This is a genomic window from Nocardia sp. NPDC058666, assembly GCF_042714895.1.
Taxonomy (GTDB): domain Bacteria; phylum Actinomycetota; class Actinomycetes; order Mycobacteriales; family Mycobacteriaceae; genus Nocardia.
Map to the genome: position 1 here is coordinate 1 of NZ_JBHXRY010000022.1, position 24,079 is coordinate 24,079.

General features: G+C 67.8%; 26 protein-coding genes. 16 read left to right on the plus strand and 10 right to left on the minus strand.

Translation table 11 applies throughout. The annotated features are described in order from the left end of the window. Positions 1-179 precede the first annotated feature (179 nt). Together rph and rdgB are read left to right on the plus strand one after the other, a co-directional pair. Positions 180-944, plus strand: coding sequence for a ribonuclease PH (rph, locus tag ACFWVD_RS27095; RefSeq protein ID WP_379247506.1), 765 nt, complete (start codon positions 180-182; stop codon positions 942-944). Positions 945-946: 2 nt separating this feature from the next. Then, positions 947-1,552 carry an RdgB/HAM1 family non-canonical purine NTP pyrophosphatase gene (gene rdgB, locus ACFWVD_RS27100; RefSeq protein WP_379247508.1) on the plus strand — a complete coding sequence of 202 codons (606 nt, stop codon included), beginning with the start codon at positions 947-949 and terminating at the stop codon, positions 1,550-1,552. A gap of 151 nt (positions 1,553-1,703) precedes the next feature. On the opposite strand, the gene ACFWVD_RS27105 is transcribed toward rdgB, so the two are convergent. From ACFWVD_RS27105 to ACFWVD_RS27115, 3 genes are read right to left on the minus strand one after another with little or no spacing between them, the layout of a single operon-like run. Further along, positions 1,704-2,093, minus strand: coding sequence for a DUF3817 domain-containing protein (locus ACFWVD_RS27105; RefSeq protein ID WP_379247510.1), 390 nt, complete (start codon positions 2,091-2,093; stop codon positions 1,704-1,706). Continuing rightward, positions 2,090-2,518, minus strand: coding sequence for a transcriptional regulator (locus ACFWVD_RS27110; RefSeq protein ID WP_379247512.1), 429 nt, complete (start codon positions 2,516-2,518; stop codon positions 2,090-2,092). Before ACFWVD_RS27110 ends, ACFWVD_RS27105 begins: the two co-directional genes overlap by 4 nt. Before the next feature lie 21 nt (positions 2,519-2,539). Then, a complete protein-coding gene (locus tag ACFWVD_RS27115; protein ID WP_379247514.1) occupies positions 2,540-3,574 on the minus strand; it encodes a GlxA family transcriptional regulator in 1,035 nt (344 codons plus the stop codon). A 102-nt stretch (positions 3,575-3,676) separates the two neighbouring features. On the opposite strand from ACFWVD_RS27115, the gene ACFWVD_RS27120 reads away from it, so the two are divergent. Next, the gene (locus ACFWVD_RS27120) at positions 3,677-4,606 is read left to right on the plus strand and encodes an NADP-dependent oxidoreductase (RefSeq protein WP_379247516.1); all 930 of its coding nucleotides are present in this window, start codon (positions 3,677-3,679) and stop codon (positions 4,604-4,606) included. 1 nt (position 4,607) lies between these two features. Here ACFWVD_RS27120 and ACFWVD_RS27125 read toward each other — a convergent pair whose 3' ends face one another. The 3 genes from ACFWVD_RS27125 to ACFWVD_RS27135 all read right to left on the minus strand — a co-directional run bounded on the left by ACFWVD_RS27125 (position 4,608) and on the right by ACFWVD_RS27135 (position 6,777). Continuing rightward, positions 4,608-5,483, minus strand: a complete 876-nt coding sequence (locus ACFWVD_RS27125) for an oxidoreductase (protein ID WP_379247518.1) — start codon at positions 5,481-5,483, stop codon at positions 4,608-4,610. A gap of 38 nt (positions 5,484-5,521) precedes the next feature. Next, the gene (locus ACFWVD_RS27130) at positions 5,522-6,439 is read right to left on the minus strand and encodes an RNA polymerase sigma factor RpoD/SigA (RefSeq protein WP_379247520.1); all 918 of its coding nucleotides are present in this window, start codon (positions 6,437-6,439) and stop codon (positions 5,522-5,524) included. An 80-nt stretch (positions 6,440-6,519) separates the two neighbouring features. Next, entirely contained in the window at positions 6,520-6,777 is a 258-nt protein-coding gene (locus tag ACFWVD_RS27135; protein WP_379247521.1) for a hypothetical protein, read from the minus strand. A gap of 107 nt (positions 6,778-6,884) precedes the next feature. On the opposite strand from ACFWVD_RS27135, the gene ACFWVD_RS27140 reads away from it, so the two are divergent. Both ACFWVD_RS27140 and ACFWVD_RS27145 read left to right on the plus strand, forming a co-directional pair. Next, the gene (locus ACFWVD_RS27140) at positions 6,885-7,511 is read left to right on the plus strand and encodes a TetR/AcrR family transcriptional regulator (RefSeq protein WP_379247523.1); all 627 of its coding nucleotides are present in this window, start codon (positions 6,885-6,887) and stop codon (positions 7,509-7,511) included. Between the two features lie 106 nt (positions 7,512-7,617). Continuing rightward, complete coding sequence (locus ACFWVD_RS27145) at positions 7,618-9,609, plus strand: MDR family MFS transporter (protein ID WP_379247525.1); 1,992 nt, start codon at positions 7,618-7,620, stop codon at positions 9,607-9,609. A gap of 1 nt (position 9,610) precedes the next feature. Here ACFWVD_RS27145 and ACFWVD_RS27150 read toward each other — a convergent pair whose 3' ends face one another. The 4 genes from ACFWVD_RS27150 to ACFWVD_RS27165 form a co-directional block, all read right to left on the minus strand. Then, a complete protein-coding gene (locus ACFWVD_RS27150) occupies positions 9,611-10,294 on the minus strand; it encodes a phosphatase PAP2 family protein (RefSeq protein ID WP_379247527.1) in 684 nt (227 codons plus the stop codon). A gap of 23 nt (positions 10,295-10,317) precedes the next feature. After that, a complete protein-coding gene (locus ACFWVD_RS27155; protein ID WP_379247529.1) occupies positions 10,318-10,542 on the minus strand; it encodes a hypothetical protein in 225 nt (74 codons plus the stop codon). Between the two features lie 35 nt (positions 10,543-10,577). Further along, entirely contained in the window at positions 10,578-11,363 is a 786-nt protein-coding gene (locus ACFWVD_RS27160) for an HNH endonuclease family protein (protein ID WP_379247531.1), read from the minus strand. A 203-nt stretch (positions 11,364-11,566) separates the two neighbouring features. Continuing rightward, positions 11,567-12,217, minus strand: a complete 651-nt coding sequence (locus ACFWVD_RS27165; RefSeq protein ID WP_379247533.1) for a phosphate uptake regulator PhoU — start codon at positions 12,215-12,217, stop codon at positions 11,567-11,569. A gap of 103 nt (positions 12,218-12,320) precedes the next feature. Between ACFWVD_RS27165 and ACFWVD_RS27170 the strand changes: the two genes are divergently transcribed. The 11 genes from ACFWVD_RS27170 (at position 12,321) to ACFWVD_RS27220 (ending at position 24,067) form a co-directional block, all read left to right on the plus strand. Then, positions 12,321-13,406, plus strand: coding sequence for a calcium:proton antiporter (locus tag ACFWVD_RS27170; protein ID WP_379247535.1), 1,086 nt, complete (start codon positions 12,321-12,323; stop codon positions 13,404-13,406). A 198-nt stretch (positions 13,407-13,604) separates the two neighbouring features. Further along, complete coding sequence (locus ACFWVD_RS27175) at positions 13,605-14,450, plus strand: MlaE family ABC transporter permease (protein ID WP_379247537.1); 846 nt, start codon at positions 13,605-13,607, stop codon at positions 14,448-14,450. Next, the gene (locus tag ACFWVD_RS27180) at positions 14,450-15,310 is read left to right on the plus strand and encodes an MlaE family ABC transporter permease (protein WP_379247539.1); all 861 of its coding nucleotides are present in this window, start codon (positions 14,450-14,452) and stop codon (positions 15,308-15,310) included. Before ACFWVD_RS27175 ends, ACFWVD_RS27180 begins: the two co-directional genes overlap by 1 nt. A gap of 4 nt (positions 15,311-15,314) precedes the next feature. Then, positions 15,315-16,349, plus strand: a complete 1,035-nt coding sequence (locus ACFWVD_RS27185) for an MlaD family protein (RefSeq protein ID WP_379247541.1) — start codon at positions 15,315-15,317, stop codon at positions 16,347-16,349. Next, positions 16,346-17,350: an MlaD family protein gene (locus ACFWVD_RS27190; protein ID WP_379247543.1), complete on the plus strand. Its 1,005-nt coding sequence runs from the start codon at positions 16,346-16,348 to the stop codon at positions 17,348-17,350. Before ACFWVD_RS27185 ends, ACFWVD_RS27190 begins: the two co-directional genes overlap by 4 nt. Next, on the plus strand, positions 17,338-18,354 hold the full coding sequence (locus ACFWVD_RS27195) for an MlaD family protein (protein ID WP_379247545.1): 1,017 nt from the start codon (positions 17,338-17,340) through the stop codon (positions 18,352-18,354). The genes ACFWVD_RS27190 and ACFWVD_RS27195 overlap by 13 nt, the downstream gene beginning before the upstream one ends. Then, positions 18,354-19,451 carry an MlaD family protein gene (locus tag ACFWVD_RS27200; protein ID WP_379247547.1) on the plus strand — a complete coding sequence of 366 codons (1,098 nt, stop codon included), beginning with the start codon at positions 18,354-18,356 and terminating at the stop codon, positions 19,449-19,451. Before ACFWVD_RS27195 ends, ACFWVD_RS27200 begins: the two co-directional genes overlap by 1 nt. After that, a complete protein-coding gene (locus tag ACFWVD_RS27205) occupies positions 19,448-20,497 on the plus strand; it encodes an MlaD family protein (RefSeq protein ID WP_379247549.1) in 1,050 nt (349 codons plus the stop codon). The genes ACFWVD_RS27200 and ACFWVD_RS27205 overlap by 4 nt, the downstream gene beginning before the upstream one ends. Then, positions 20,494-21,447, plus strand: coding sequence for an MlaD family protein (locus tag ACFWVD_RS27210; protein WP_379247551.1), 954 nt, complete (start codon positions 20,494-20,496; stop codon positions 21,445-21,447). The genes ACFWVD_RS27205 and ACFWVD_RS27210 overlap by 4 nt, the downstream gene beginning before the upstream one ends. 132 nt (positions 21,448-21,579) lie before the next feature. Beyond that, complete coding sequence (locus tag ACFWVD_RS27215; RefSeq protein WP_379247553.1) at positions 21,580-22,203, plus strand: hypothetical protein; 624 nt, start codon at positions 21,580-21,582, stop codon at positions 22,201-22,203. 292 nt (positions 22,204-22,495) lie between these two features. Beyond that, complete coding sequence (locus ACFWVD_RS27220) at positions 22,496-24,067, plus strand: Na+/H+ antiporter (RefSeq protein ID WP_379247555.1); 1,572 nt, start codon at positions 22,496-22,498, stop codon at positions 24,065-24,067. The last annotated feature ends 12 nt before the right edge of the window (positions 24,068-24,079 follow it).

The window sequence follows — 24,079 nt, forward strand, 5'->3', positions numbered from 1 at the left end:
TTGCTTGAGGCTTCGCCTCGGACGCAACGGCGGCTAACTCGCGGCCGGGCCGCTACGGCCACTTCGTGGCCGCTGCTCCCTATGGGTCGCAGGTGTGGGCTGGGTGTGTGCAGGCATGTGGATTTGGGGTGTTCGGTGTGGCTGGATGTGGTGTGGGAGGAACCAGCTAGTGTGGCGCTGTGTCTAGACGAGCTGACGGTAGGGCGGATGACGAACTCCGCGACGTGAAGATCACTCGGGGTTTCACTGCGCATCCGGCGGGGTCGGTGCTGGTGGAATTCGGGCAGACGCGGGTGATGTGTACCGCGAGCGTGACCGAAGGGGTGCCGCCGTGGCGCCGGGATTCGGGGTTGGGGTGGTTGACCGCGGAGTACGCGATGCTGCCCGCCGCCACGCACACCCGCAGTGGGCGCGAGTCGGTGAAGGGCAAGGTCGGTGGGCGCACGCAGGAGATCAGCAGGCTGATCGGGCGTTCGCTGCGGGCCTGCATCGACCTGGCCGCGTTGGGCGAGAACACCATCGCGCTGGACTGCGACGTGCTGCAGGCCGACGGTGGCACCCGCACCGCCGCGATCACCGGCGCCTACGTGGCCCTGTGCGATGCGGTGACGTACCTGGCCGCCGCGGGCAAACTGGCTGACCCGCAACCTATTTCGTGCATGATCGCCGCGGTCAGCGTCGGCGTGGTCGACGGTCGCGTGCGCTTGGACCTGCCCTACGAGGAGGATTCGCGCGCCGAGGTCGACATGAACGTGGTCGCCACCGACACCGGCACCCTGGTCGAGATCCAGGGCACCGGCGAGGGCGCGACCTTCCCCCGGTCGACCCTGGACAGAATGCTGGACTCGGCGTTCCTGGGTGCGGACCAACTGTTCGCGATCCAGAAGGCGGCGCTGGCGCTGCCGTACCCGGGTGTGCTGCCCGAGCCGTCGGCGAAGAAGTAGTCGTGGCCGTGCGCGTGCTGGTGGCCAGCCGAAATGCCAAGAAGCTGAACGAACTTCGCCGGATCCTCGACGAAGCCGGCGTCGCCGGAATCGAATTGGTGAGTCTGAACGAGGTGCCGCCCTACGAGGAGGCCCCCGAAACCGGCGCCACCTTCGAGGAGAACGCGATTGCCAAGGCCCGCGACGGTGCCGTCGCCACCGGAATGCCCTGCGTGGCAGACGATTCCGGTGTCGAGGTCGACGCACTCAACGGCATGCCGGGCGTGCTGTCGGCCCGCTGGGCAGGCGGCCACGGCGACGACGCGGCGAACAACACCTTGCTGCTGGCCCAACTCGGCGATGTCCCCGACGACCGTCGCGGCGCCCGCTTCGTGTCCACCTGCGCGCTGGTCCTGCCCGACGGCACCACCACGGTCGTGCGCGGCGAATGGCCGGGCACCATCGCCCGCGAACCCCACGGCGACGGCGGTTTCGGCTACGACCCGCTGTTCATCCCCGAGGGCGGCACCACCTCCGCCGCCGAACTCACCCCCGCCGAAAAGGACGCCGCCTCCCACCGAGGCCGCGCCCTGACCCAGCTCATCCCCGCCCTGGCCGCACTGGGCTGACATCGAATCAAGATCACCAGGCTTTGGCGCAGATTTCTACTCGGCCGATGTTTGCGTGATTGCCTGGTGATCGCGTGTCCAGCACGATGACCGCACAACGAAAGCGCCGCCGCCCCGAATAATCCGGAGCGGCGGCGCTTTTCGTGGGGGTCTACAGCCCGAACTGCTGCTTCACGGCCTTGGCATTGAGGTGTTCGGCGTAGAACGACAGGAACGGAATGGTGCCGGCCAGCGCCGTGAGCACCGTCCGCTTCGGCTGCCAACGGACCTTGATCGCGAGGTCGATGGTCAACGCCAGGTACACCATGTAGAACACGCCGTGCGCCTGGCCGATGTAGAAGAACCAGGCCGGTGCCTCGTTCTTGTCGTCCAGGATCAGGTACTTGTAGATCAGTTCACCGGTCAGCACGAGCAGCCACACACCGGTGATCCAGGCCAGCACCCGGTAGCGGGTGAGCGCGGTGCGGATCTTGTCGCGGCCTGCCGCACCGGCGGGCGGTGTCGGTGCGGTGGTCGCGGTGTGGTCTTCGGAGGTGGTCACCCGGCGTTCCTCTCGGGGGAGTGCAAGCCGGCGGTGCGGACCTGCGCATCGATGTCGTTGGCGTGTAGTTGCGCCAGGTACTGGTTGTAAGCCGCGGTTTCCGGGTCGTCGGCGGGCGCGGCTTTTGGCCGTTCGGGCAGAATCCCCGGGGGGATCTCGCGCGCGGGCTCGACCTTGTCGGGGCGGGGAGCGACGGGCTGTTCGGCCTCGCGTTCCAACCGCACGAACCGCACATAGGCGAACACCGCGAACCCGGCGAACAGCGGCCATTGCAGCGCGTAGCCGAGATTCTGCCCGGTTCCGGTCCCCGATTCGAACCGTTCCCACTGCCACCAGGCCAGCGCCAGACACCCCGACGCGACAACAACGACCAGCGCGATCAGGGCCGGACGGTTATGCGCCGGGCGAGGAGGTGGAGCGGACACGCGCTCCACGGTACCCGCCTACTACAGCGCCCGTAGGACCAGGTCGCGGCAGGCAGGGGCCGCAGCGGCGGGCGTCACAGCCGGGTCGTTCCGGAAGGTTTGGCGGTAGGCGGTGGGGGAGACGCCGATGGTGTTGGCGAGGTGTTGGCGCAGCGACGTGGCGGTGCCGAGGCCCGCGTCGGCGGCGACCCGGTCGATCGGCAGGTCGGTGGCTTCGAGCAGGTGGCGGGCGTGGTCGACGCGTTGCTGGGTGAGCCATTGGCCGGGTGGTAGGCCGGTCTCCTCGCGGAAGCGGCGGCAGAAGGTGCGCACGCTCATCCGCGCGTGGGCGGCGAGTTCGGTGAGCGGGAGCGGGCGATCGAGGTGGTTCAGGGCCCAGGCCCGGGTCGCGGCGGTGGTCGCGGCGGTGAGTTCGGGAATCGGACGGTCGATGAACTGGGCCTGGCCGCCGTCGCGCCACGGCGGCACGATGCACAGGCGAGCGACCCGATTGGCGACCACACTGCCGTGATCGCGACGCAGCAGGTGCAGGCACGCGTCGATCCCGGCAGCGCTGCCCGCGGCGGTGACGATGCGGCCCTCGTCGACGAACAGCACATCGGCGTCCATCCTGACCTGCGGGAACAGGCTGCGGAACCGGTCGGCCTGCTTCCAGTGCGTGGTGGCGGGGCGGTCGTCGAGCAGGCCGAGCGCGGCCAGCACGAACGCGGCGGTGCAGATCGACACGATCCGCGTCTCGGGTCGCACGCGGGCCAGAGCCCGAGCCAGGTCGGCGGGCATCCACTCCGATTCCGGCGCGTCACACGCGGAGAACGGCGGGATCACCACGGTGTCGGCTTCCTCGAGCGCGCTGCTGTCGAATCCGACGGCGATGGTGAAGTCGGCGTTCGTCGTCACCGGCGCACCGTCGAGGCTGCAGGTGCGCACGTCGTAGAGCGCGGCACCGCCGGAATCGGTCGCCGTGCCGAAGATCCGGGCCGGAATCCCCAGTTCGAACGGATAGACCCCGTCCAGTGCCAGAACCACCACGCGATGCATGGCAAGATTCTTGCACATATTGGCCTTCTTGCCACTCGCCGCCGCCTCGCGGGCCGGGCATCGTTGTCCGCACATCGCCGGTTCCCCTCGAAACGGCGTGCGACACAAGGAGAACGAGTCATGCGGGCAATCGGTCAGGACATCTTCGGCGGACCCGAGGTACTGCGGGTGGTCGAGGTCGACAAGCCGACACCGGGACCGTCGGAAGTACTGGTCCGGGTCCACGCGGCCGGGGTGAACCCGACCGATTCCTGGCATCGCGGCAGCGGTGGGCTGTTCGGCAAGATGGTCCGGCTGGGCTGGGATGTGTCCGGCGTGGTCGAGGCGGTCGGTGTCGGTGTGACACTGTTCGCTCCCGGCGACGAGGTGTTCGGCATGCCGCGCCTGCCGTACGCGGCGGGCACCTACGCCGAGTACGTCACCGCACCGGCCCGTCATCTCGCACATAAGCCGACGAACCTCACCCATATCGAGGCGGGCGCGCTGGCACTCGTCGCGCTCACCGCCTGGCAAGCACTCGTCGACACCGCCGATGTGCAGCCGGGCCAGCGGGTGCTGATCCACGCGGCCGCGGGCGGGGTCGGCCATGTCGCGGTGCAGATCGCCAAGGCGCGTGGCGCGTACGTGCTCGCCACGGCACGCGCCGACAACCACGACTTCGTCCGCGAACTCGGCGCCGACGAGGTAATCGACTACACCACAACAGATTTCGAAGAAGCGGCCCGCGATATCGACGTGGTCATCGACACCATCGGCGGCGAATACGGCCCGCGCTCGCTGCGAACCCTGCGCCCCGGCGGCATCATCGTCTCACTGGCCTCCCCGGCCGAAGCGGCCTTGGTCGACGAGGCAGGCCCACTCGGCGTGCGCGCGGGCTTCATGATCGTCGAGCCCGACAACGGCGGCCTGCGCGCCATCACAGAGTTGGTCGAAGCGGGTGCGCTGCGACCCCACGTCGAAACCGTCCTGCCGCTGGAACTGGTGAGCAAGGCCCACGAGATCAGCGACAATCAGCGCACCCGCGGCAAGATCGTGCTCACCGTGGCATGACTCAGAACTTGTAGCTGATCCCGGTCATCCGCTCGGATTCCTCCCACAGGCGCCGCAGCAGCTCGGGATCACGCGAGATCTTGCTGGACGGGCAGGCCTCGACCGGTCCCTGCGACTGCATCAACCGGTTGGGGCCCCAGTACACGGTGGGATCGGCCGCGGGTTCGGTGGCCGCGAACAGGGTGGAGTGGGCGGCCTTGTGTGGGGCGTGGCCGATGAGTTTGATGAACGGCTTGCTGACCCGGTCGAGCGGAGTTTCGGTGCGGGCGAACAGGTCCGTGGCCGAGACACCGGGGTGCACCGCGTAGGACTTCTTCGCTGAACCGGCCTCGGCGAGCCTGCGCTGCAGTTCACGGCCGAACATCAGGTTGGCGAGCTTGGCCTGGGCGTAGGCGAGATTGCGCTGGTAGCGGCGGTTCTCGTAGTTGAGGTCGTCGATCCACAGCTTCGGTGTCTGCTTGTGGGCGATGCTGGCGAGCGAGACCACCCGGTCGCGGACGCGGTCGAGCAGCAGCCCGGTGAGCGCGAAGTGACCGAGGTGGTTGACGCCGAACTGGGTCTCGAAGCCGTCGGCGGTGCGCGAGAACGGGACGTTCATCAGACCCGCGTTGTTGATCAGCACATCGAATTCGCCCTGCTGCGAAGCGAATTCGCGCACGGAAGCCAGGTCGGCCAGGTCGAGCGCGGCCACGCGCACGTCGCCGTCGATGGCGTCGGCGATCGGCTGCGCTTTGCTCGCGTTGCGGCAGGCCATGATCACCGTCGCACCCTTGGCGGCCAGCACCTTGGTGGTTTCGGCACCGAGGCCGCCGTTGGCCCCGGTGATCACGAACGTGCGCCCGGACTGGTCCGCGATGTCAGTTGGTTTCCATGCCATGCGCCCGATCTTACTCTGGAGTAAGTTCGGGTGGAAGGTCAGCCCAGCAATCCGCTCAGCGTACGGGCGCAGGCGGGTTTGCGCAGTTTGGTCATGGCCTTCGCCTCGATCTGCCGCGCCCGCTCACGCGAGAAGCCCAGCGCCGTCCCCACCTCCTCCAAAGTGCGGCCTTCACCGCGGTCTAGGCCGAAACGCAGTCGGATGACAGCGGATTCGCGTTCGGTCAGCACTTTCAGCGCTTCCTCGACATAGCCGCCGAGCATCTGCTCGGCCACCACGTCGGCGGGCGCGGGCCCGGTGTCGGGCAGCAGCGAACCCAGATCGGTGTCCTCGCCGATGGGCGCGTGCAGCGACACCGGCTCGGCTTCGTGCCGCAACACCGCCTCGACCTGCGCGACCGTGAGCGCGGCGCCCGCCGCCAGCTCCTCCGTGGTGGCCGCGCGCCCCAGCTGGTGCGCCAACTCGCGCCGCACCCGAATCACCCGGTGCAGTACATCGGCCACATTCGAGGGCAACCGAATCGCGCGCCCCTGATCGGTGAGCGCGCGCCCGATCGACTGCCGAATCCAGTACGTCGCATACGTGGACAGCTTGAGCCCGCGCTCGTGATCGAACTTCTCCACCGCGCGCATCAACCCGACCGTGCCCTCCTGGATCAGATCCAGCAGTGACATCCCGGTATTGGTCGGGAACCGCCGCGCGATCGACACGACCAGCCGCAGATTCGCCCGCACCATCTGATCTTTCGCGCGCAAGCCGTCGAGTTCGGTGCGGCGCAACAGTTCTCGTCGCGAAGGTGTGAGTTCGGCTCCCGCCGTGTCGATTTCAGCACGCGCGGCGACACCGGCGGCGATGCGCGCGCCGAGGGCGTATTCCTGCTCGGCGGTCAGCAGGGGAGTGCGGCCGATGGTGGACAGGTAGTCGCGAATGGGATCGGTGGACACGGTGGTGGTCAAGAGAACTCCCGTTCGAAGTGCGGCCGGAGGTGGTGACCGGTGGGGCGAGGGCGCGCCCCACCGGTCGGGAATTGCAGTGACTACTTGCCGGGAATCCGGATCGGACGGCGGACGGCCGACGACCGGGTCTGTGAACCGCGAATGGCCGAGTCGGTGCCGCGTCGGCGCTGCGCGGGGAACGGCGCTTCGGTGCGTCGTGCCGCCCGGGACCGGCGGGGTTCGGTCTCGCGGACCACGTTGTCGAGTGCGTTGCGCGTGAATCGGGCCATATCGGCTGCTCCTTCGAGGGTGGAACGGGTGCTGAGGGGGCTTGCGGCGATATCGGTTCCGTGCGGCATGCGCTGTCTCCTTCGATCGTGTCGCTGGCGGCGACGATCACAAACTTAGAACCAACCTAAAAATATGTCAAGAACAATTTTGTGACGAGTTCAGATATGCTGCTGACATGACCACGCAACAGGGGCTTCGCGCCAGAAAGAAGCAGCAGACCAGGGAACACATCTCCGACCGGGCCACCGAGCTGTTCCTGGCGCGGGGGTTCGACCGGGTGACCATCGCCGAGGTCGCGGCAGCCGCGGACGTGGCCAAGATGACCGTCACCAACTACTTCCCCCGCAAGGAAGATCTCGCCCTCGACCTGGGGGAGGTCTACATCGACCAGCTCGCCGCGGTCGTGCGGGAACGCGAGCCGGGCCAGTCGGCGTTGGCCGCGCTGCGTCACGCCTACCTGACGGCGGTCGCGGCGCACAGCATGCTCATCGGTTTCAGCGGAGAACCGTTCGCCAGGATGATCGCCGACAGCCCCGCGCTCACCGCACGCGTGCGCGAGTTCCACGACGACCGCGAGGTGGCGTTGGCGAAAACGTTGGCTGCGGAGACGGGCGCCGACGACATCACCCCCCGGGTCGCCGCGGCCCAACTCGCCGGCGTCGAACGGGTCTTGTTCGACGAAGTCACCCGTCGCACTCTCGCCGGTGAATCCAACGACGCGATCGCCGCCGCGCTGTTCCGCGATGCCCGCATAGCCTTCGACGCGCTAGAGCCGGGCTTGGGAAGTTACGCCGTGCGTTGAGATATCGGTCCGGTTGCTGCCGTGTCACTGGAACCCCACAGCAGCAAGGAAAGCCCATACTGAGCCAATGCCGGATGGTGTTGCTGCAGACAAGCCAGTCGAGCCGATGAGCAAGACGAAGATCAATCTCGTCTTCGCGACCGTGACGCTGGGCATGCTCATGTCCGCGCTCGACCAGACCATCGTGTCGGCCGCGCTGCCCTCGATCGTGGCCGATCTGGGCAGCGCCGGGCACATGGCCTGGGTGGTGACCTCGTATCTGCTGGCCGAGGCCGTCGCGACCGTGCTCGCGGGCAAACTCGGTGACCTGTTCGGCCGCAAACTGCTGTTCCAGCTCAGCGGCGTCATCTTCATCGCGGGTTCGGCGCTGGCCGGTGTCGCCAACAGCATGCTCGTGCTGATCGTGGCGCGCGGCATCCAGGGCATCGGCGCGGGCGGGCTGATGGTGACCTCGATGGCGTTGATCGCCGACACGATCCCGCTGCGCGAACGCGGCAAGTACCAGGGCGCGCTGGGCGCGGTGTTCGGCGTGACCACCGTGGTCGGGCCGACGCTGGGCGGCCTGTTCACCGACCACGCGAGCTGGCGCTGGTGCTTCTACGTGAACGTGCCGATCGCGATCATCATGGTGGTGATGGCCGCGCGCACGCTGCCGCATCTGCGCTCGGTGGCCCGCCCGGTGATCGACTACCTGGGCATCGGCCTGGTTGCGCTCGGTGTCTCCGCGCTGATCCTCGGCCTGGAGTTCGGCGGTAACGAATTCCCGTGGGGCTCTTGGCAGATCATCGGTTTGTTCGTGCTCGCCGCGGTGCTGATCACCGGGTTCGTGCTGGTGGAGAACCGGGCGAAGGAGCCGATGCTGCCGATGCGGTTGTTCAGCAGCCGGGTGTTCACGGTGTCGTCGGTGCTCAGTTTCATCGTCGGTTTCGCGATGCTCGGCTCGATGACGTACCTGCCTGCCTACCTGCAGTACGTCGACGGCGAGTCGGCCACGAGTTCGGGTGTGCGCACGTTACCGCTGGTGGTCGGCCTGTTCATCACCTCGATCTTCTCCGGTCAGGTCGTGGGCAAGACCGGCCGGTACCGGTATTTCCCGGTCGTGGGCATGGCGGTGATGGCGGTGGGTCTGGGTTTGATGTCCACGATGGGGCACGACACGAGCGTGTGGCTGGAATCGCTGTACATGCTCATTCTCGGCGCGGGCCTGGGCCTGTCGATGCAGGTGCTCACCATCGTCGTGCAGAACACCGTGCCCTACGCAGACCTCGGCACCGCCACGTCGGGCGTCACGTTCTTCCGCACGCTGGGCAGCGCCTTCGGCACCGCGGTGTTCGGCACGCTGTACACCAACGAGAGCAAGCCCGCCCTGGAACAGGCGTTGAAACAGGCGCACGGCGTCCCACCCGAGGCCGTCGCGAACCCGAAACTGCTGCGCGAACTGCCGCACGAGCAGGCCGCGCCCATCATCGACGCCTACGCGCACTCGATCGACCACGTGTTCCGCTGGGTCGTACCGGTGGCCCTGGTCGGTTTCGTCGTGTCCTGGTTCCTGCCGCAGGTGCGGCTGCGCGACAGCTCCCGGCACGGCGCGGGCGATGTCGGCGAGGGCTTCTCGGTGCCCGATTCGCACGACCGCGTGGTGCAACTGGAACGCTCGGTGGCCACGACCGTGCGCAAGGCCAGGGCCGAGAAGCCGATCATCCCCGAACTCATCGCAGCCTCGGGCAGCACGCTCAGCCCGGACGCGGCATGGGCGCTGGGCCAGGTGTACCTGTACTCCAAGGAGGGCATCCAGGCCACCGTGCACGCCATCGCCTACCGCCACCAACTGCCGGTGGAAGTGCTGTCCCCGGTGTTCCGCCAGGCCACCGACGCGGGCCTACTCCACGACGACGGCGGCACCCTGACCCTGACCGACAACGGCACCACCGAGGTCGACAAGCTGCGAGTCGGCTGGCGCAAGTGGCTCGGTGACCGCCTCGACGACTGGAATTCCGAGGACCCCACCGACCGCGCCCTACTCGACGAGGCCCTGTCGAAGATCGCCGCCAAACTACTGGACCAGGGCGCCGATAGCAGCGAGGTATCGAAGCACTGAGCTACGGCCGGTCGATCGGCGCGCACCACACGCGAGTGAAGGCCGTGACACACAGCACCAGCCACAGCAGTCCGATGATCCAGCCCGCGAACACATCGGTGGTCCAGTGCACGCCGAGGTAGATCCGCGACAACCCGACCGCGACCGGAAACGCGATCGCGAGCACGGTCGCAGCCGCGCGAACGCAGTGCGTGCGGATCCGCGGAATCAGCACGATCGCCACGATGCCCACCACGACGGTGGACCCGAGCGTGTGCCCCGACGGATACGACAGGCTCGGTTCGAACACCAGCCGCGACACCTCGGGCGGTCGCTGCCTGCCCACGAGTCGCTTGATCACCCACACCAGCACCCCCGCGCCCAGCGACGTCACCGCGACCAGCACCGCGATCGGCAGATCGCGCCGCCACGCGAACCAGCTGATGGTGATCGCGGCGAGAATCGCCATCGACAAGGTGTCGCCCAGATCGGTGATCACCTGCGCGATACCGGTCAGCGGTTCACCGCGATGCGCGATCATCCAATCCAACACCGAGGTATCCAGCCCGGTGACGCCGCTGGTGACCTCCCAGGTCAGCACGGTGATCAACACCGCCGCGGTCGCGATCAGGCACAGCAGCACCGGCGTCCGACGGCAGACCGTGGACCAGGCGAGTTCGGGCGGTGATCGATAGGCAGTCGGCATAGCTACCAGATTGCCATCGAATCTCAGGCTTCGAACACGACCGTGTTCCCCGCGACATCACGGGTGCCCGCGACCTTCTTGATCGCTTTCACCAGATCCGCGACACAATCCCACGTCCGCGGCGGCTCGCACTCGATGTTGCCGATGGTGTACCAGCTGTCGGTGCCGCGATAACGGACCAGGCCCTGGCCCGCGTCGTCGAGCATCACATCGAGCTCGCCCGACACCGTCCCTTCCTCTTCGGTCATGACGGAACTGTCGGCGGTGATCTCGATGATGTCGCTTATTTGAACTCTCCTCGGCGGAGGCAGTCATCGACTGCGGTGCGCAACGCGGCGTGCTCGGCGGAATCGACGGTCAGGGCGTATTTTACCTTCACCTTGACGTAGTGCTCCACATAGGCGCACCGAAAGTTGCCCGGCGGCAAGTAGTTCGCGGGATCCTGATCACCCTTGGAACGGTTGGCCGACGGGTCGGCGGCGACCAGGTTCAGCGCGTCGTTGGCGATGCGACGACGGGTGTCCTCGTCACGGTCGGCGGCACCGGAACGCCACGCTTCGGCAAGGGCCACAATGTGTTCGGCGTCGACCTTGGACGGATCGGTGATGAACTTGTACGGCCCGAGCTCACCGGTCTTCTTGTCGATGAAGCCGTAGTGGTCCTGCCAGCCACCGCCCGCGGCCACCTTCAGGTCACACGTCTTGGCGTCCAGGGTCACCTTGCCGTTGGCGTCGCGCAGCATCATCACTTCGCGGCTGGTGCATTTGGCGTACTGGGCCAGGTCGCCGATGAAGCCGTGCTCGGGCTTGTTGGTGTCCCAGTGCGGGAACTTCTCGCGCGTGTATCCCGCCATCGGACCTTCGGGCGCGACCACCAGCGTGCCGACCAGATCGCCGACTTCCTTACCCGACACCGTCGCCGCACCCGCCGAACCGGGCCCGGGCGCGGTGGGACTCACCTTGTCCAACAAGGTGTTCGCGACCGTCACCACCACGGCGATGAGCACCGCGCCGAGCACGGCGAGCAGGGCCTTTCCCGCAGGAGAGCCACTGATCGAGGACCACTTCATGCCCGTACCACCCACACGCTTCGTCGAAAAATGAACCGGCACAACCTAACGGCCACACCGGGTGTCGTCTGTGATTGTCCGCTATGAGGTCGCGCACAGCACAGCCGGCACGAACCGATTGCGGCGCAATAGCGTTCACCTATCGACGGAGGTGACCTGTTGTGCCGGTACGCAAACCGAAGGTGACCGACATCACAATGCTCTCAGTCGGGCAGCGATCCCGCTTCGGGCGGAATTCCGGTGTCCAAGAAGCGAATCAGCCGGGCGATCCGCGCCGCGTGGTCCACGCAACGCTGGAACTGACTGCCCAGCAACGCCATATCGATCGCGGCCTCGACACTGACCCCGGAATCGGTGAGCACGGTGCGCAACTGCTTGCACAGCGTGTCCATCGCGACGGCATCGGCACCGTCGTCGGCGCAGACCCGACCACTGGCCACCGAGGCGCCCACGCGCGCCACGCAGGTCGACGCCAGCGTGCCCATCGACACCAGTTCGTCGATCACCGGCGCGGGCGCGACCGTGCCCGGATGGGCCCGATACACGTACTGCCCAGCGGTTTCGGTGCGACGACCGATCCGCGACAGCTCCCCGGCCACCTGAATCGCGGTCACCACATGGCGCAGGTCGCGCGCCACCGGAGCCTGCAGTGCGAGCAGGGCCATGGTGCGGGATTCGCAGGCGGCGAACATCACCTGTAGCTGCTCGTCGAGTGCGAACACCTCGTAGGTGGCGGCGAGGTCGGCAGTGGCCACCGCCTGGGTGACGCGCTGCGTCGCGTCGTGGGCGACGCGCGACATCAGGGTGAGATCGTTGGCCAAAGCGACGAGCTCGAGAGTGAACTGGGTCCGCACGCGCGCAATTGTTCCCCATCGCGGGAGTGCGGGTGAATCCATCGCCGGATTCCCGCAGCGGCGAAACCCGGTGCACCCGGCCGCGGCTGGAACAATAGGGGCCATGATTGCCGCGCTGAGGACCATATGGACCATGTACGTGCCCATCCTCGCCGCGCTGATACTGGCCCTGAGTTGGGGTCGTTCGATCCCGGGACCGGTCGTGGTGGTGGTCAGTATCGCGCTGGTCGGCGCGGTGCTCGCGGCGGTCTACCACGCCGAGATCGTGGCGCACCGGGTCGGCGAACCCTACGGCTCGCTGGTGCTGGCGGTCGCGGTGACCGTGATCGAGGTGGCGCTGATCGTGACGATGATGATCTCCGGCGGCGACAAGGCGGCCTCGTTGGCCCGCGACACCGTGTTCGCCGCGGTGATGATCACCTGCAACGGCATCTTCGGCTTGGTGCTGCTGGTGGGTGCGCTGCGCAGGCGGGTCGCGGTGTTCAACGCCGAGGGCACCGGCGCGGCGCTGGCCACCGTGGCGACGTTGGCCACGCTGAGTCTGGTGCTGCCCACCTTCACCACCAGTGCGCCGGGCCCGGAGTTCTCGCCGCCGCAGCTGGCCTTCGCCGCGGTCGCGTCGCTGCTGCTGTACGGGCTGTTCGTGATGGTGCAGACGGTGCGTCACCCCGACGATTTCCTTCCGGTCGAAGACGGTGGCGCCGTCGATGACAGTGACGCGCACGCGCCGTCCAAGCGGGCCGCGCTGATCAGTCTCGGCATGTTGGGCCTGGCCCTGGTCTGCGTGGTCGGCCTGGCCAAGGTGGTCTCGCCCGCGCTGGAGGCCGGCGTGGCCGCGGCGGGCCTGCCGCAATCGGCGGTGGGTGTGGTGATCGCGATGCTGGTGCTGCTGCCAGAGACCATCGCCGCGGTGAACTCCGCGCGCCGCAATCAGGTGCAGATCGGCTTGAACCTGGCGCTGGGGTCGGCCATGGCCAGCATCGGCCTGACCATTCCGGTGATCGCGATCGCGACCATCTGGCTCAGCGGCCCGCTGGTACTTGGCCTTGGCCCCACCCAGATGGTGCTGCTCGCGCTGACCGTCGTGGTGAGCACGTTGACCATCGTTCCCGGCCGCGCAACCTTGCTGCACGGTGGCGTTCACCTGGCGTTGTTCGCGGCGTTTGTGTTCCTCGCCGCAAGCCCGTAGCCCCGGTGTCGCGCATCACACAAGATGCGCACCTGTCATGGAAACCACGAAAAAGCGACGAGGGTCACGCACCCGAAATTTTGTTGTGACGCAGAGTACCGGTTAGCTTGCTGGAGTTGGCACCGACGCCGAAGCCAGAGAGTGCGGTATGAAAATCACCAAGCCCCGTGCTTCACGAGCGGTACGGAGACATCTGTGATGTCCACCGATCTGCGCTCCGCGAAGCGCGAGTCCGCCACCCAGATCGTCCGCAAGAACTTCACCGACACCGTCGTGTCGTCGCTGCGGACCTTCGGGCGTGCGGTCGACCTCGCCGCGCAATCGACCGGCGGCACCGTCTCCGACATCGCCCGCCGACAGTTCCAATGGCGTGAGACTCTCGTGCAGGCCTGGCGCCTGATCACGGTCACCGCGATCCCCGCGATCCTGATGGCGATCCCGTTCGGCGTGATCGTCTCGGTCCAGGTCGGCAACCTCATCCACAGCCTCGGCGCGGACTCGCTGCTGGGCGCCACCGGCGGCCTCGGCGTGATCAAACAGGGCGCGCCCATCGCCACCGGCTTCCTGCTCGGCGGCGCCGGTGCGGCGGCCATCGCGGCAGACCTCGGCGCGCGCACCATCCGCGAAGAGATCGACGCGCTCAACACCATGGGCATCAACCCGGTGCATCGCCTGGTCATCCCGCGCATGGTCGCGATGCTGATCGTGGCGCCCATGCTCAATGTGCTGATCATCCTGGTCGGCGTGCTGGCCGGCTACGCGGTCGCCGTGGGCGGCCAGGGCGTCACGCCGGGCAGCTACTGGTCGACCTTCGGCGCCTTCGCCACCACCGCCGACGTGTGGGTGTCGCTGCTCAAGGCCCTGATCTTCGGCTTCCTCGTGGTGATCATCGCCTGCCAGCGCGGCCTGGAAGCCAAAGGCGGACCGCGCGGTGTCGCCGACGCGGTCAACGCCGCGGTGGTGCTGTCGGTGGTCTCGATCGCGATCGTGAACCTGCTGGCGAGCCAGATCACCGCCATGTTCCTCCCGACGAAGTTGGCGTGATGGCTGCCTCCTCCTACATTCCCGCGCACTGGCTGCGCCGTCCCGCCCGCCTCGGCAAGCGCATCGGCTCCGCCGGTGAATCGCTGGGCTTCGTCGCGGTGTTCGTGTGGCAGGTGCTGTCCTCGGTGCCGCTGACCCTGCGCCGCTACCGCGAGGAAACGCTGCGCGCGGTCACCGATATGACCTGGGGTCGCGGGTCGATCATCGTCGGCGGTGGCACCGTGCCGATGATGATCGTGCTCGGCCTGGTGATGGGCGCCTCGGTGGGCGTGGAATCGTTCGCCACCCTCGACATGCTCGGCATGGGCCCGGTCTCCGGTGTGGTCTCCGCCTACGCCACCACCCGCGAGCTGGCCCCTATCGCGGCGGCCATCGGTTTCGCCGCGCAGGCGGGCTGCCGGATCACCGCCGAGATCGGCTCCATGCGCATCTCCGAGGAGATCGACGCGATCGAAGCGCTGGGTCTGCGGTCGGTGCCGTTCGTGGTCACCACCCGCGTGATCGCCGGCGCCATCGCCATCGTGCCGACCTTCCTGATCGCGCTGATCCTGTCCTACGCGGCCTGCCGCGGCCTGGTCACCATGGTCTACGGACAGTCCGCGGGCGTGTACGACCACTACTTCTTCCAGTTCATCTCCGGCTTCGACATGATCGCCGCGGTGATCAAGGTGGCCGTGTTCGGCACGGTCGTGATCCTGGTGCACAGCTACTTCGGGTTCTTCGCCACCGGCGGACCCGAAGGCGTCGGCATCGCGTCGGGTCGTGCGGTGCGCGCTAGTTCGGTGGCCATCATCGCCATCGACATGGTGCTGTCGATCGCACTGTGGGGCTTCAACTCGGCGATCAGTTTTACGGGGTGATCTAGTGCCTAACTACGGAATGCCCGGTGTCGCGGCCGACCGACGCAGCGCGCGCCTGACCGGCGGAATCATCCTCGGTCTGATCGCGGTGGTCGTGCTGGCCACGGTGGGCTACAACAACTTCCGCACCGAAGAGGGCCTGCGTATCGCCCTGCACACCGATCACCTCGGTGACGGCATCAGCGCGGGCAGTCAGGTCCGCATCGACGGTGTCACCGTCGGCGAGGTCGCCGAAGTGACCCCCGGCGAACGCGGCACCCAGCAGATCGCGCTGCTGCTGGACGGCGAGCGACTGGTCGGCATCGACGACAGCCTCGCAGTCGATTACGCCCCCACCAACCTGTTCGGCATCGCGGAAATCGAATTGCGCCGTGGCACAGGCGGTTCCCCGCTGCGCGAAGGCGCGGTGCTCGACCTCACCGGCGCCAACGGCGACCGGGTCTACGACGCCACGATGAGCGCGATCCTGCGCAGCCTGTCGCAGGTCGGCATGACCGTGACCAGCCCGCAGATGGCCACGGTCATCTCCCAGCTGGCCGCGGACTTCAAGGCCTTCACCCCGCTGGTGCAGGCGCTGATCACCGTGGCCAGGACCATCGCCGACAACCAGGACGTGATGCCTGCGGAGCTGTTCGGCAAGCTCGGCCCCGCCTTCGACGGCGGCGGCCAGTTCGCCGGCGCCACCATGCAGGTGATCGACCAGCTCAGCGAGATCCGGGTGACCCAGATCGACAAGGACCGCTACGACATCGGCGTCGGCGTGATCGGCGGCAGCATCCTGCCCGCCCTGACCACCACGTTGAACACCGCGGGCGGGCACTTCGCCGAGACCACCGACATGCTCGCGCCGATGCTGTCGGCGCTGGCCCAGATGTCGCCCAACCCCCGTCGCACCGGCGCCGACCTCACCGCCCTGCTGCAGAACCTGCGCGGCGCCATGCCCGACGGCCCCAACGGTCCGGTCCTCAACCTCGACGTCGAGCTCAGCGGTGTCCCCGGTATCGCGGTGCCGCTGTTCGGAAAGGCCGGTGCGCGATGAAGATTCGCGGAACCGCACTGCGTCTTGGCGCATTCACCCTGGTCATGATCGTCGCGCTGGGTCTGGTGTTCACGCTGATCCAACGCCCGGTCGCCGGTGACACCAACGCCCACGACGTGCTGTTCACCGACGCCAACGGCCTCAAAGTCGGCAACGACGTGCGAATGTTCGGCGTGCAGGTGGGCAAGATCGAGAAGATCGGCCTGGAAGGCGACAAGGCCAAGATCGCGATCACGGTCAAGACCGACACCCCGATCTACGACAACTCCAAGCTGGCCATCCGCTACCAGAACCTCACCGGCCAGCGCTACATCGACCTGCAGCAGGCACCCAACCCCGGCGCGAAGATCGTCGCGGGTGCCCGGATCGGCGCGAACATGACCGTCCCGTCGTTCGACGTGACGAGCCTGTTCAGCGGTTTGAAGCCGGTGCTGGCCACGCTGTCGCCCGAGGCGATCAACCAGTTCACCGCCAGCATGCTCGCGGTGATCGAAGGCGACGGCTCGGGTCTGGGCCCCGCGTTGAGCGCGATCGACCAGCTCGCCAGTTACGCGCAGGACCGTCAGCAGGTGATCGGCACGCTGATCCGCAACCTGTCGGATATGGCCGACCGACACGGCGGCCGCGTGGGCCAACTTCTGCCGCTGCTGGCCCGGCTCACCGACGTCTTCGAGGCGATGCAACGCAATATCGGCGGCGTCGCGCAGTTCGCGATGACCGCGCCCTCGGTGCTGGCACCGGTGGACCGGTTGCTCGCCTCGCTGGGCCTGGTCGAAGGCGGCGGCGCCGACGTCGACGCGATGATCCGCGCCCTGTTCCCGAACCCGGCCGAAGCCGTCGAGGTGTTCGGCAAGCTGCCCGGGCTGCTGGCCACGGTCGACTCGTCGCTGTCGCGCGGTTTCGCCGACTTCACGCCGCACTGCGGCAACGGCGCGGCCGACGTGCCCGCCCCGCTGCAGGTGCTGATCGCCGGACAGAAGGTCACCGTATGCAACCGCTGAAGCTGCCCAAGATCTTCTCCGGTGATCGCCCGATCCTCGACGAAGCGGGCAAACGCGCCCGCGAACTGCGCATGGGCATCCTCGGACTGAGCCTGGTGGTGCTGTTCATCGTCGGCGCCGCGGTGATCTACGTGGTGCCGTTGGGCAAACACACCTACACCGCCGAACTCAGCGAAGCGCAGTCCGTGCGCGAAGGCGACGACGTGCGCCTGGCCGGCATCTCGGTGGGCAGCGTCACCTCGCTGGAACTGCGCCCCGACAAGGTGCTCATGCGGTTCACCGTGAAGGACGAGGTGTTCGTCGGCGATCAGAGCTCCCTGGACATCCGGATGCTCACCGTGGTCGGTGGCCACTACGTCGCCCTGTACCCGGCCGGCTCCGCGCCGCTGGGGGACAAGGCCATTCCGTCGGATCGAATTCGCCTGCCCTACAGCCTGATCGAGACCTTCCAGGACGCCACGACCCCGCTGGCCGCGGTCGACGGCGACACCGTGCGCAACAACCTGGCCGCGGCGAACTCCGCGATCGAGACCTCCCCGGAAGCCCTGCGCACCACCCTGGACACCGTGAGCACGTACGTCGACATGCTCGACCGGCAGCGTTCGCAGGTGTCGAAGTCGATCGCGATCCTCGACGAGTACATCTCCATGTACGACGGCGCCAAGTCCGATCTGGGCAGGCTGATGAACAACGTCAACCTGCTCGAAGACCTGCTGCTGAGCAAGAAGGCCGAACTGGCAGAAGCACTTCGGCTGCTCACCTCGGTGGTGAACCGGCTGGCCGGCCTGGCACCGACCTGGGAGTCCAGCCTGAAACCGCAGGTGCAGGCGCTGGCCGACGCGCTGCCGCGACTGGGCGAACTCGGCGGCCAACTCGAACCGGTCCTCGGCACCGTGCACGAGCTGCAGACCAAGCTGTCGCAGCTGGCAACCCCCGAAGCGGGTGTGGTGGTCGACCAGTCCAGCGCCCGCGTGTGCGTACCGCTGCCAGGGAAGGCGTGCTGATGTTGAGGAAACTGCTGGGATCGCAGGCCTTCATGTCGATCGCCGGTGTCGCGGTGCTGGTTGCGTTGGTGACCGGCGGCTATTTCATCGCCTTCGATCCGCTGAAGAAGACGCAGTCCTATTGCGCGATGATGCCCGACGCGATCGGCCTCTACCCGGGCAATCACGTCACCATGCGCGGCATGAACGTCGGCGAGGTGACCGCGGTGCGCAACGAGGGCGCCAAGGTGCGCGTCGAGTTCGCCGTGGACGCCGAATTCCCGGTCCGCTCCGATGCTTCCGCGACCACCGTCGCGTATTCGGTTGCCGCGGACCGCAATCTGGCCGTGCTCACCACCGGCAAGGACGCGCCCCCGCTCGCGGGCGGCTGCATCACCAAAACCCTGACGCCCAAGAGCATTACCGAAACACTGACCGCACTGGCGAGCCTGTCCGACGAACTGTCCGGCGGCACCGCGGGTCAGCCGGGCGGACTGGCCAACGGCCTGTCCTCGCTGGACCGCGCGACCGCGGGCACCGGCCCCACGGTCAACGAGCTCATCCACAAACTCGGTACGGCGATGAACAAGCCCGACGCCGACATCGCCCATCTCGCAGGCCTTTTCGATGCCTTCGCCTCGGTGTCGAACCGGGTCGCCGCCAACTGGGGCGACCTGCAGACCATGCTGGTGCGTCTGGCCCCGCTGCTGAACCAGGCCTCCGACGACCTGCTCGGCCCGGCCACCTCGCTGTTCGAAGGACTCGGCGACCTATTGCCGATGCTCAACGACGTCGCCATCATCCTCGGCGACCCGCTGATCGGCGCGCTGGACGACACCGTCCCGCTGGTAAAACTGTTGCGCGCCAACGTCGGATCGCTGTCGGAGATCGTGGCCAAGATGCCCGCGCTGGCCTCGGCCTTTCGCAGCGCCACCGATCCCGCCGGCGGCACCGCGATCACCTACGCGCCGCCGAAGGTCGCACTGCCCACCGGTGAAGCCGACCAGGTGTGCACCGCGGTGAACGCGCTGATCCCAGGGCAGTGTCCCGACCCGGCGCAGGGACTGGCCGACGTGAATCTCGTGCAGGTCGTGCTCGGAATGGCAGGTGCCCGATGAACACCCGAAAGATGTTGCGACACAGCGTGATCGCGCTGGTGGTCGCCACCGGTCTCGCGGTCGGTGGTTGCGGTTTCGACCCCGCCGACGTGCCGGTTCCCGGTTCGACGGTGAGCGGAGAGACCTATCGCGTGCAGATCGAGTTCAGCAGCGTGCTGAACCTGCCGTCGCGGTCGAAGGTGATCGCCAACGGCGCCGAGATCGGCATCGTCGACGGCGTGCGCGTGGTCCAACCCGCCGACGCACCAGCAGGTCGCGGCGGTTACGTCATCGTCGAGGCCGACATCCTCGACACGGTGCAGTTGCCGAGAAAGTCCATCGCCGAACTGCGCCAGAACACCATCCTCGGCGACATCCACCTGTCGCTGACGACCCCCAAGGACGGCTTCGGCGACCTGCTGCGCGACGGCGACACCATTCCGATCGATCGCACGAAACCGCCTGTGCAACTGGAAGACACGATGGCCACCATGGCGGTGTTCGTGCAGGGCGGCGCCATCGGCCAGCTGCAGGAAATGCTGGGCCGGATCAACTCGGTGATGCCACAGGACCCCAAGGAAACCGCGCGCATCTCCGCGGTGATGGGCGCCGACGCCGCGAACCTGGCCGCGAATCTGGACCAGGTCGACCTGCTGGTCAACGGCCTGGCCGCCAACGCCGAGGTCATGCACGGCATCGGCCCCGAGCTCACCAACATCCTCACGCCCGAGGCGGTGGCCGCGATGACCGGCACACAGGACTCGATCGCCAAGACCATGAAGATCTTCGACGCACTGGGCCCGGTCGGTTCCTCGCTGACCTGGCTGGCCCCGATCGCGCGCTCGGGCGACGCGGCCGCGAACGCGTTCGTGCCGCTGGCCACCGGCGGATCGGCGGACCTGCGCTCGGCCACCAACATGGCGCTGCTCACGGCGCTGTTGCGCGACAAGATCATTCCCTTCGCCGAGAACGGCCCGAAGGTGAACGTCACCGGCGTGCGGGTGTCCGAAGAAGACCAGCTGGCGCAGATCGTCACCGCGCTGCGGATGATCGGAATGGTGCGATGAAGACCGGTGCCCTGGCTTCGCTGAGCGGTATCGCCGCCATCACCGTGCTCGGCGCGGGTTACCTGACCTTCGGGGTGGTTCGGGTGGATCCGCTGGCCGACTTCACCGCCGCCTCGATCGAGATTGCGAATTCCGGTGGCCTGTCGGTGGGTTCGCCGATCCTGCTGACCGGGATCGAGATCGGCAAGGTCACCGAGATCGACACCTCCGCCGGCGGGCGGGTGCAGGTCGGTTTCCGGATCGGCGCCGATCACAAGGTGCCCCTGAGCAGCGTGGTCACCATCGAACACCTGTCGTCGCTGGGTGAGCCGTACGTGCAGTTCGTGCCGCGCTCCGCCGACGGCCCGTATCTGGCTGACGGACAACGACTTTCAGGCGAGAACGTGCGCACGCCGATGTCGATCCCCGAGGTCGCCCGGTTGGTCACCAAGACCGTCGAGCAGCTGGACCCCGCGGTGGTCGGCTCCCTGGTCGACACGCTCGGTACCGCGATGGCCGGCACCGAGAACGTGGTTCCCGAGCTGGCACGCGCGGGCGACCTGCTCGCCGCGGCACTGATGAGCCGCGCGCCCGCGATCGGCGAACTGCAGAACAACTTCGAATACGTCTCCGGTGATATCGCGTGGGCCGGCCCCGCCACCGCCGCGGCCGCGCCCGCGTTCGTCCGCTTGAGTCAGGTGATCGACCAGTTCGTGGAATCGGTCGGCCGGGCCACCGAGGGCGATCCACAGATGTACCTACGCGAAGACGGTCTCGTGCCGTTCCTGGAAGAACTCACCGCGAAGCTGAACGAGCTCGGCCCGGAATTGTCGGCTCTGCTGCCGGGCTTGCGTCCGCTCACCGAATCGGTGACCGCGGCGGGCCCGCAACTGGACCTGAGCGCGTTGATCGCACAGGCATTGCACAACACCGACGCCGACGCGGTGAAGGTGCGGGTCGCGATCAAGTAAACATCGGGCAACCATCGCATATAGGTATTTGCCCTGGCCAGTGCTTGTCCGGTCGAGGCGGGTGGTGGCTGAGCAACCGTGCGGTAGCGTGCTGGATGAGGTGCAGACCTGATCCGCGGCGAAGGCGGTGCGATGGCTCGCAGCAGCGACGGTCCCGAAGAGCGGACCGGTAGCAGTACACGAATGATCGCGATAGCGGCTGTGCTGGCCGCGTTGCTCGCGCTGGTGGTCGCGCTGGGACTGGTGTTGCGCGCCGATCAGGGCGCCGACGATCCCTCGGTGAACCCGTTGGGTGCCGACGCCAACGGCCTGCCGGTGGCCGGTGCCGATCAGGAGGCCGCCGACACCGAAGCGCAGTTCGCCCCGCCGTGGCCCGCTCGTCGCGTCGGCGGAAACTGCTCGGCAGGCGGCATCGTCGCGCACTGGCGCGTCCACGACGACGGCCAATGGCAGTGCACGGTCACCACTCCCGACGCCCTTCCACCCGCACCGCCCCCACCTCCGCCGCCGCCCGCTTCCGAGTTCGTCCCGGAACCGGCCCCGGTCGAAGCACCCCCGCCGCCCCCGGCCTACGAGCCGCCGCCCCCGCCGGTCTACGAACCGCCGGTCTACGAACCCGAGCCCGCACCGGAACCCCCACCCCCGGTCTACGAACCCGAACCGGCCCCACCCCCGCCACCCCCGCCGCCGGTCCTCCAACTCCCGTTCCCGCTGCCGCCGATCCTGCTACCCCCCGCGGTCGCGGTCCGCCCGTGACCCCGCCGATCGACGGTCGCGACATCGGAACCCGGACGGCGGCGGGTCGCCTCCGGCACACCGCAGTGGTCAGCACCCAATAGCTGGTCCCTGACGGGTCGCCCCGGCACGTCACCGGCCTCGATGACACCGGTCAGCATCGAACAGCCGGTCGCGGCGTCGGAACCCGGACGACAGCGGGCGGCCCCCGCCACATCGCACCGGTCAGCATCGAATAGCTCGCGGCATCCAACCCCTGACCGGCGGCGGGTCGGTCCCCACCCACCACCGATCTCGATGACACTGGTCAGCTATGGACCAGTTGGTGCTCATCCTGGTGATCCTGCTCGCGACCGTGCTCGCCGAACCGCTGGGCGAGCGCATCGGTCTCGCGCCGTCGATCCTGATGACCCTGTTCGGCTGCCTGCTGGCCCTGATCCCCGCCGTCCCCAGCCTGGAGATCAACCCCGAGTTGATCCTGCCGCTGGTCTTGCCGCCGCTGCTGTACGCCGCCGCCCGCCGCACCTCCTGGCGTCAATTCGCGGAGAATTGGCAGATCATCGCGTTGCGCGCGGTCGGCCTCGTCATCGTCACCGCGATCGCGGTCGCTGCGGTGTTCCACGCCTGGAATCCGGCCGCCGCCATCGCCGCGGGTGTCGTGCTCGGCGCGCTGGTCGCCCCGCCCGACCCGGTCGCGGCCACCTCGATGGCGGGCCGCCTCGGCCTACCGCGCCGCCTGATCGTCACCCTGGGCGGCGAAGGCCTGTTCAACGACGTCACCGCGATCGTCATCTACACCGTCGGTATCCAGGCCGTGGTCACCGGCCTGTTCTCGCCGTTGCACGCGCTCGGCGATTTCGCGGTCGCCGCCATCGTCGGCCTCGTGGTCGGCCTGCTGCTGGGGTGGCTGGGCAGCAAGCTCACCAAGCACCTGAACACCGCCACCGGCCAGGTCGCCCTGAGCCTGCTACTGCCCTTCGCCGCCTACGGCATCGCCGAACACGGCGGCGGCTCGGCCGTGCTCGCGGTGCTGGTCTGCGCGCTGTATCTCACCGACGCGGTCACCGAGATCGGCGACCGCGACTACCGCCTGGTCGCGGACTCGGTCTGGGATATCACCGAAATGCTCATCACCGGTTTCGCTTTCGCGCTGATCGGCCTGGAACTGCGGGTGGTCATCGAGACCACCGGCCACAACTGGCCGTCGCTGGCCGGGGTCACCGTCGCGGTGATCGCGGTGGTGGTGGGTTTGCGCCTGGCCTGGCTGCTGGGCATCTGGGCGGTCACCAGCAAACTGCCCAACACCGACGCGCCGTTCACCTGGCAGGAGGTGATCGTCACCTGGTGGGCGGGGATGCGCGGCGTCGCCACGGTCGCGCTGGCCCTAGCCGTGCCGTTCACCCTCGACACCGGCGCCGATTTCCCGGCCCGCTCGGAGATTCTGTTCATCGCGTTCGCGGTCGTGTTGTTCACCCTGCTGGTCCAGGGCCCGACCCTGCCGCTGGTGGTCCGCCTCACCGGCGTCCAGATAGATACCCGCCAGGAGCGCGCGGTCGAACAGGCCCTGTGGACCCGCGTGGTGAACGCCGAACTCACCGAACTCAAAGCCATCGCCGCCCGCGACGACCTCCCCGAGGACCTCTACACCGAGATCAAGGACACCCTGCGCCACCTGTCCGCCAAGGCCGACCCCGAACTGGCCGACGCCGACGCCAAGGCCGCGCTGGACAAAGAACGCAAGTTCGCCTCCCAGATGCGCGCGGTCCGCGCCGCGGTCACCGAAGCCGGCCGCCGCGAAGCCCAAGCCGCCCGCCGCGAACCCGGCATGCCCCCGGACGTCGTCGACCGAGTAACCCGCCGCCTCGACCTGGGACCCATGCACTGATTCGCCCCGCTC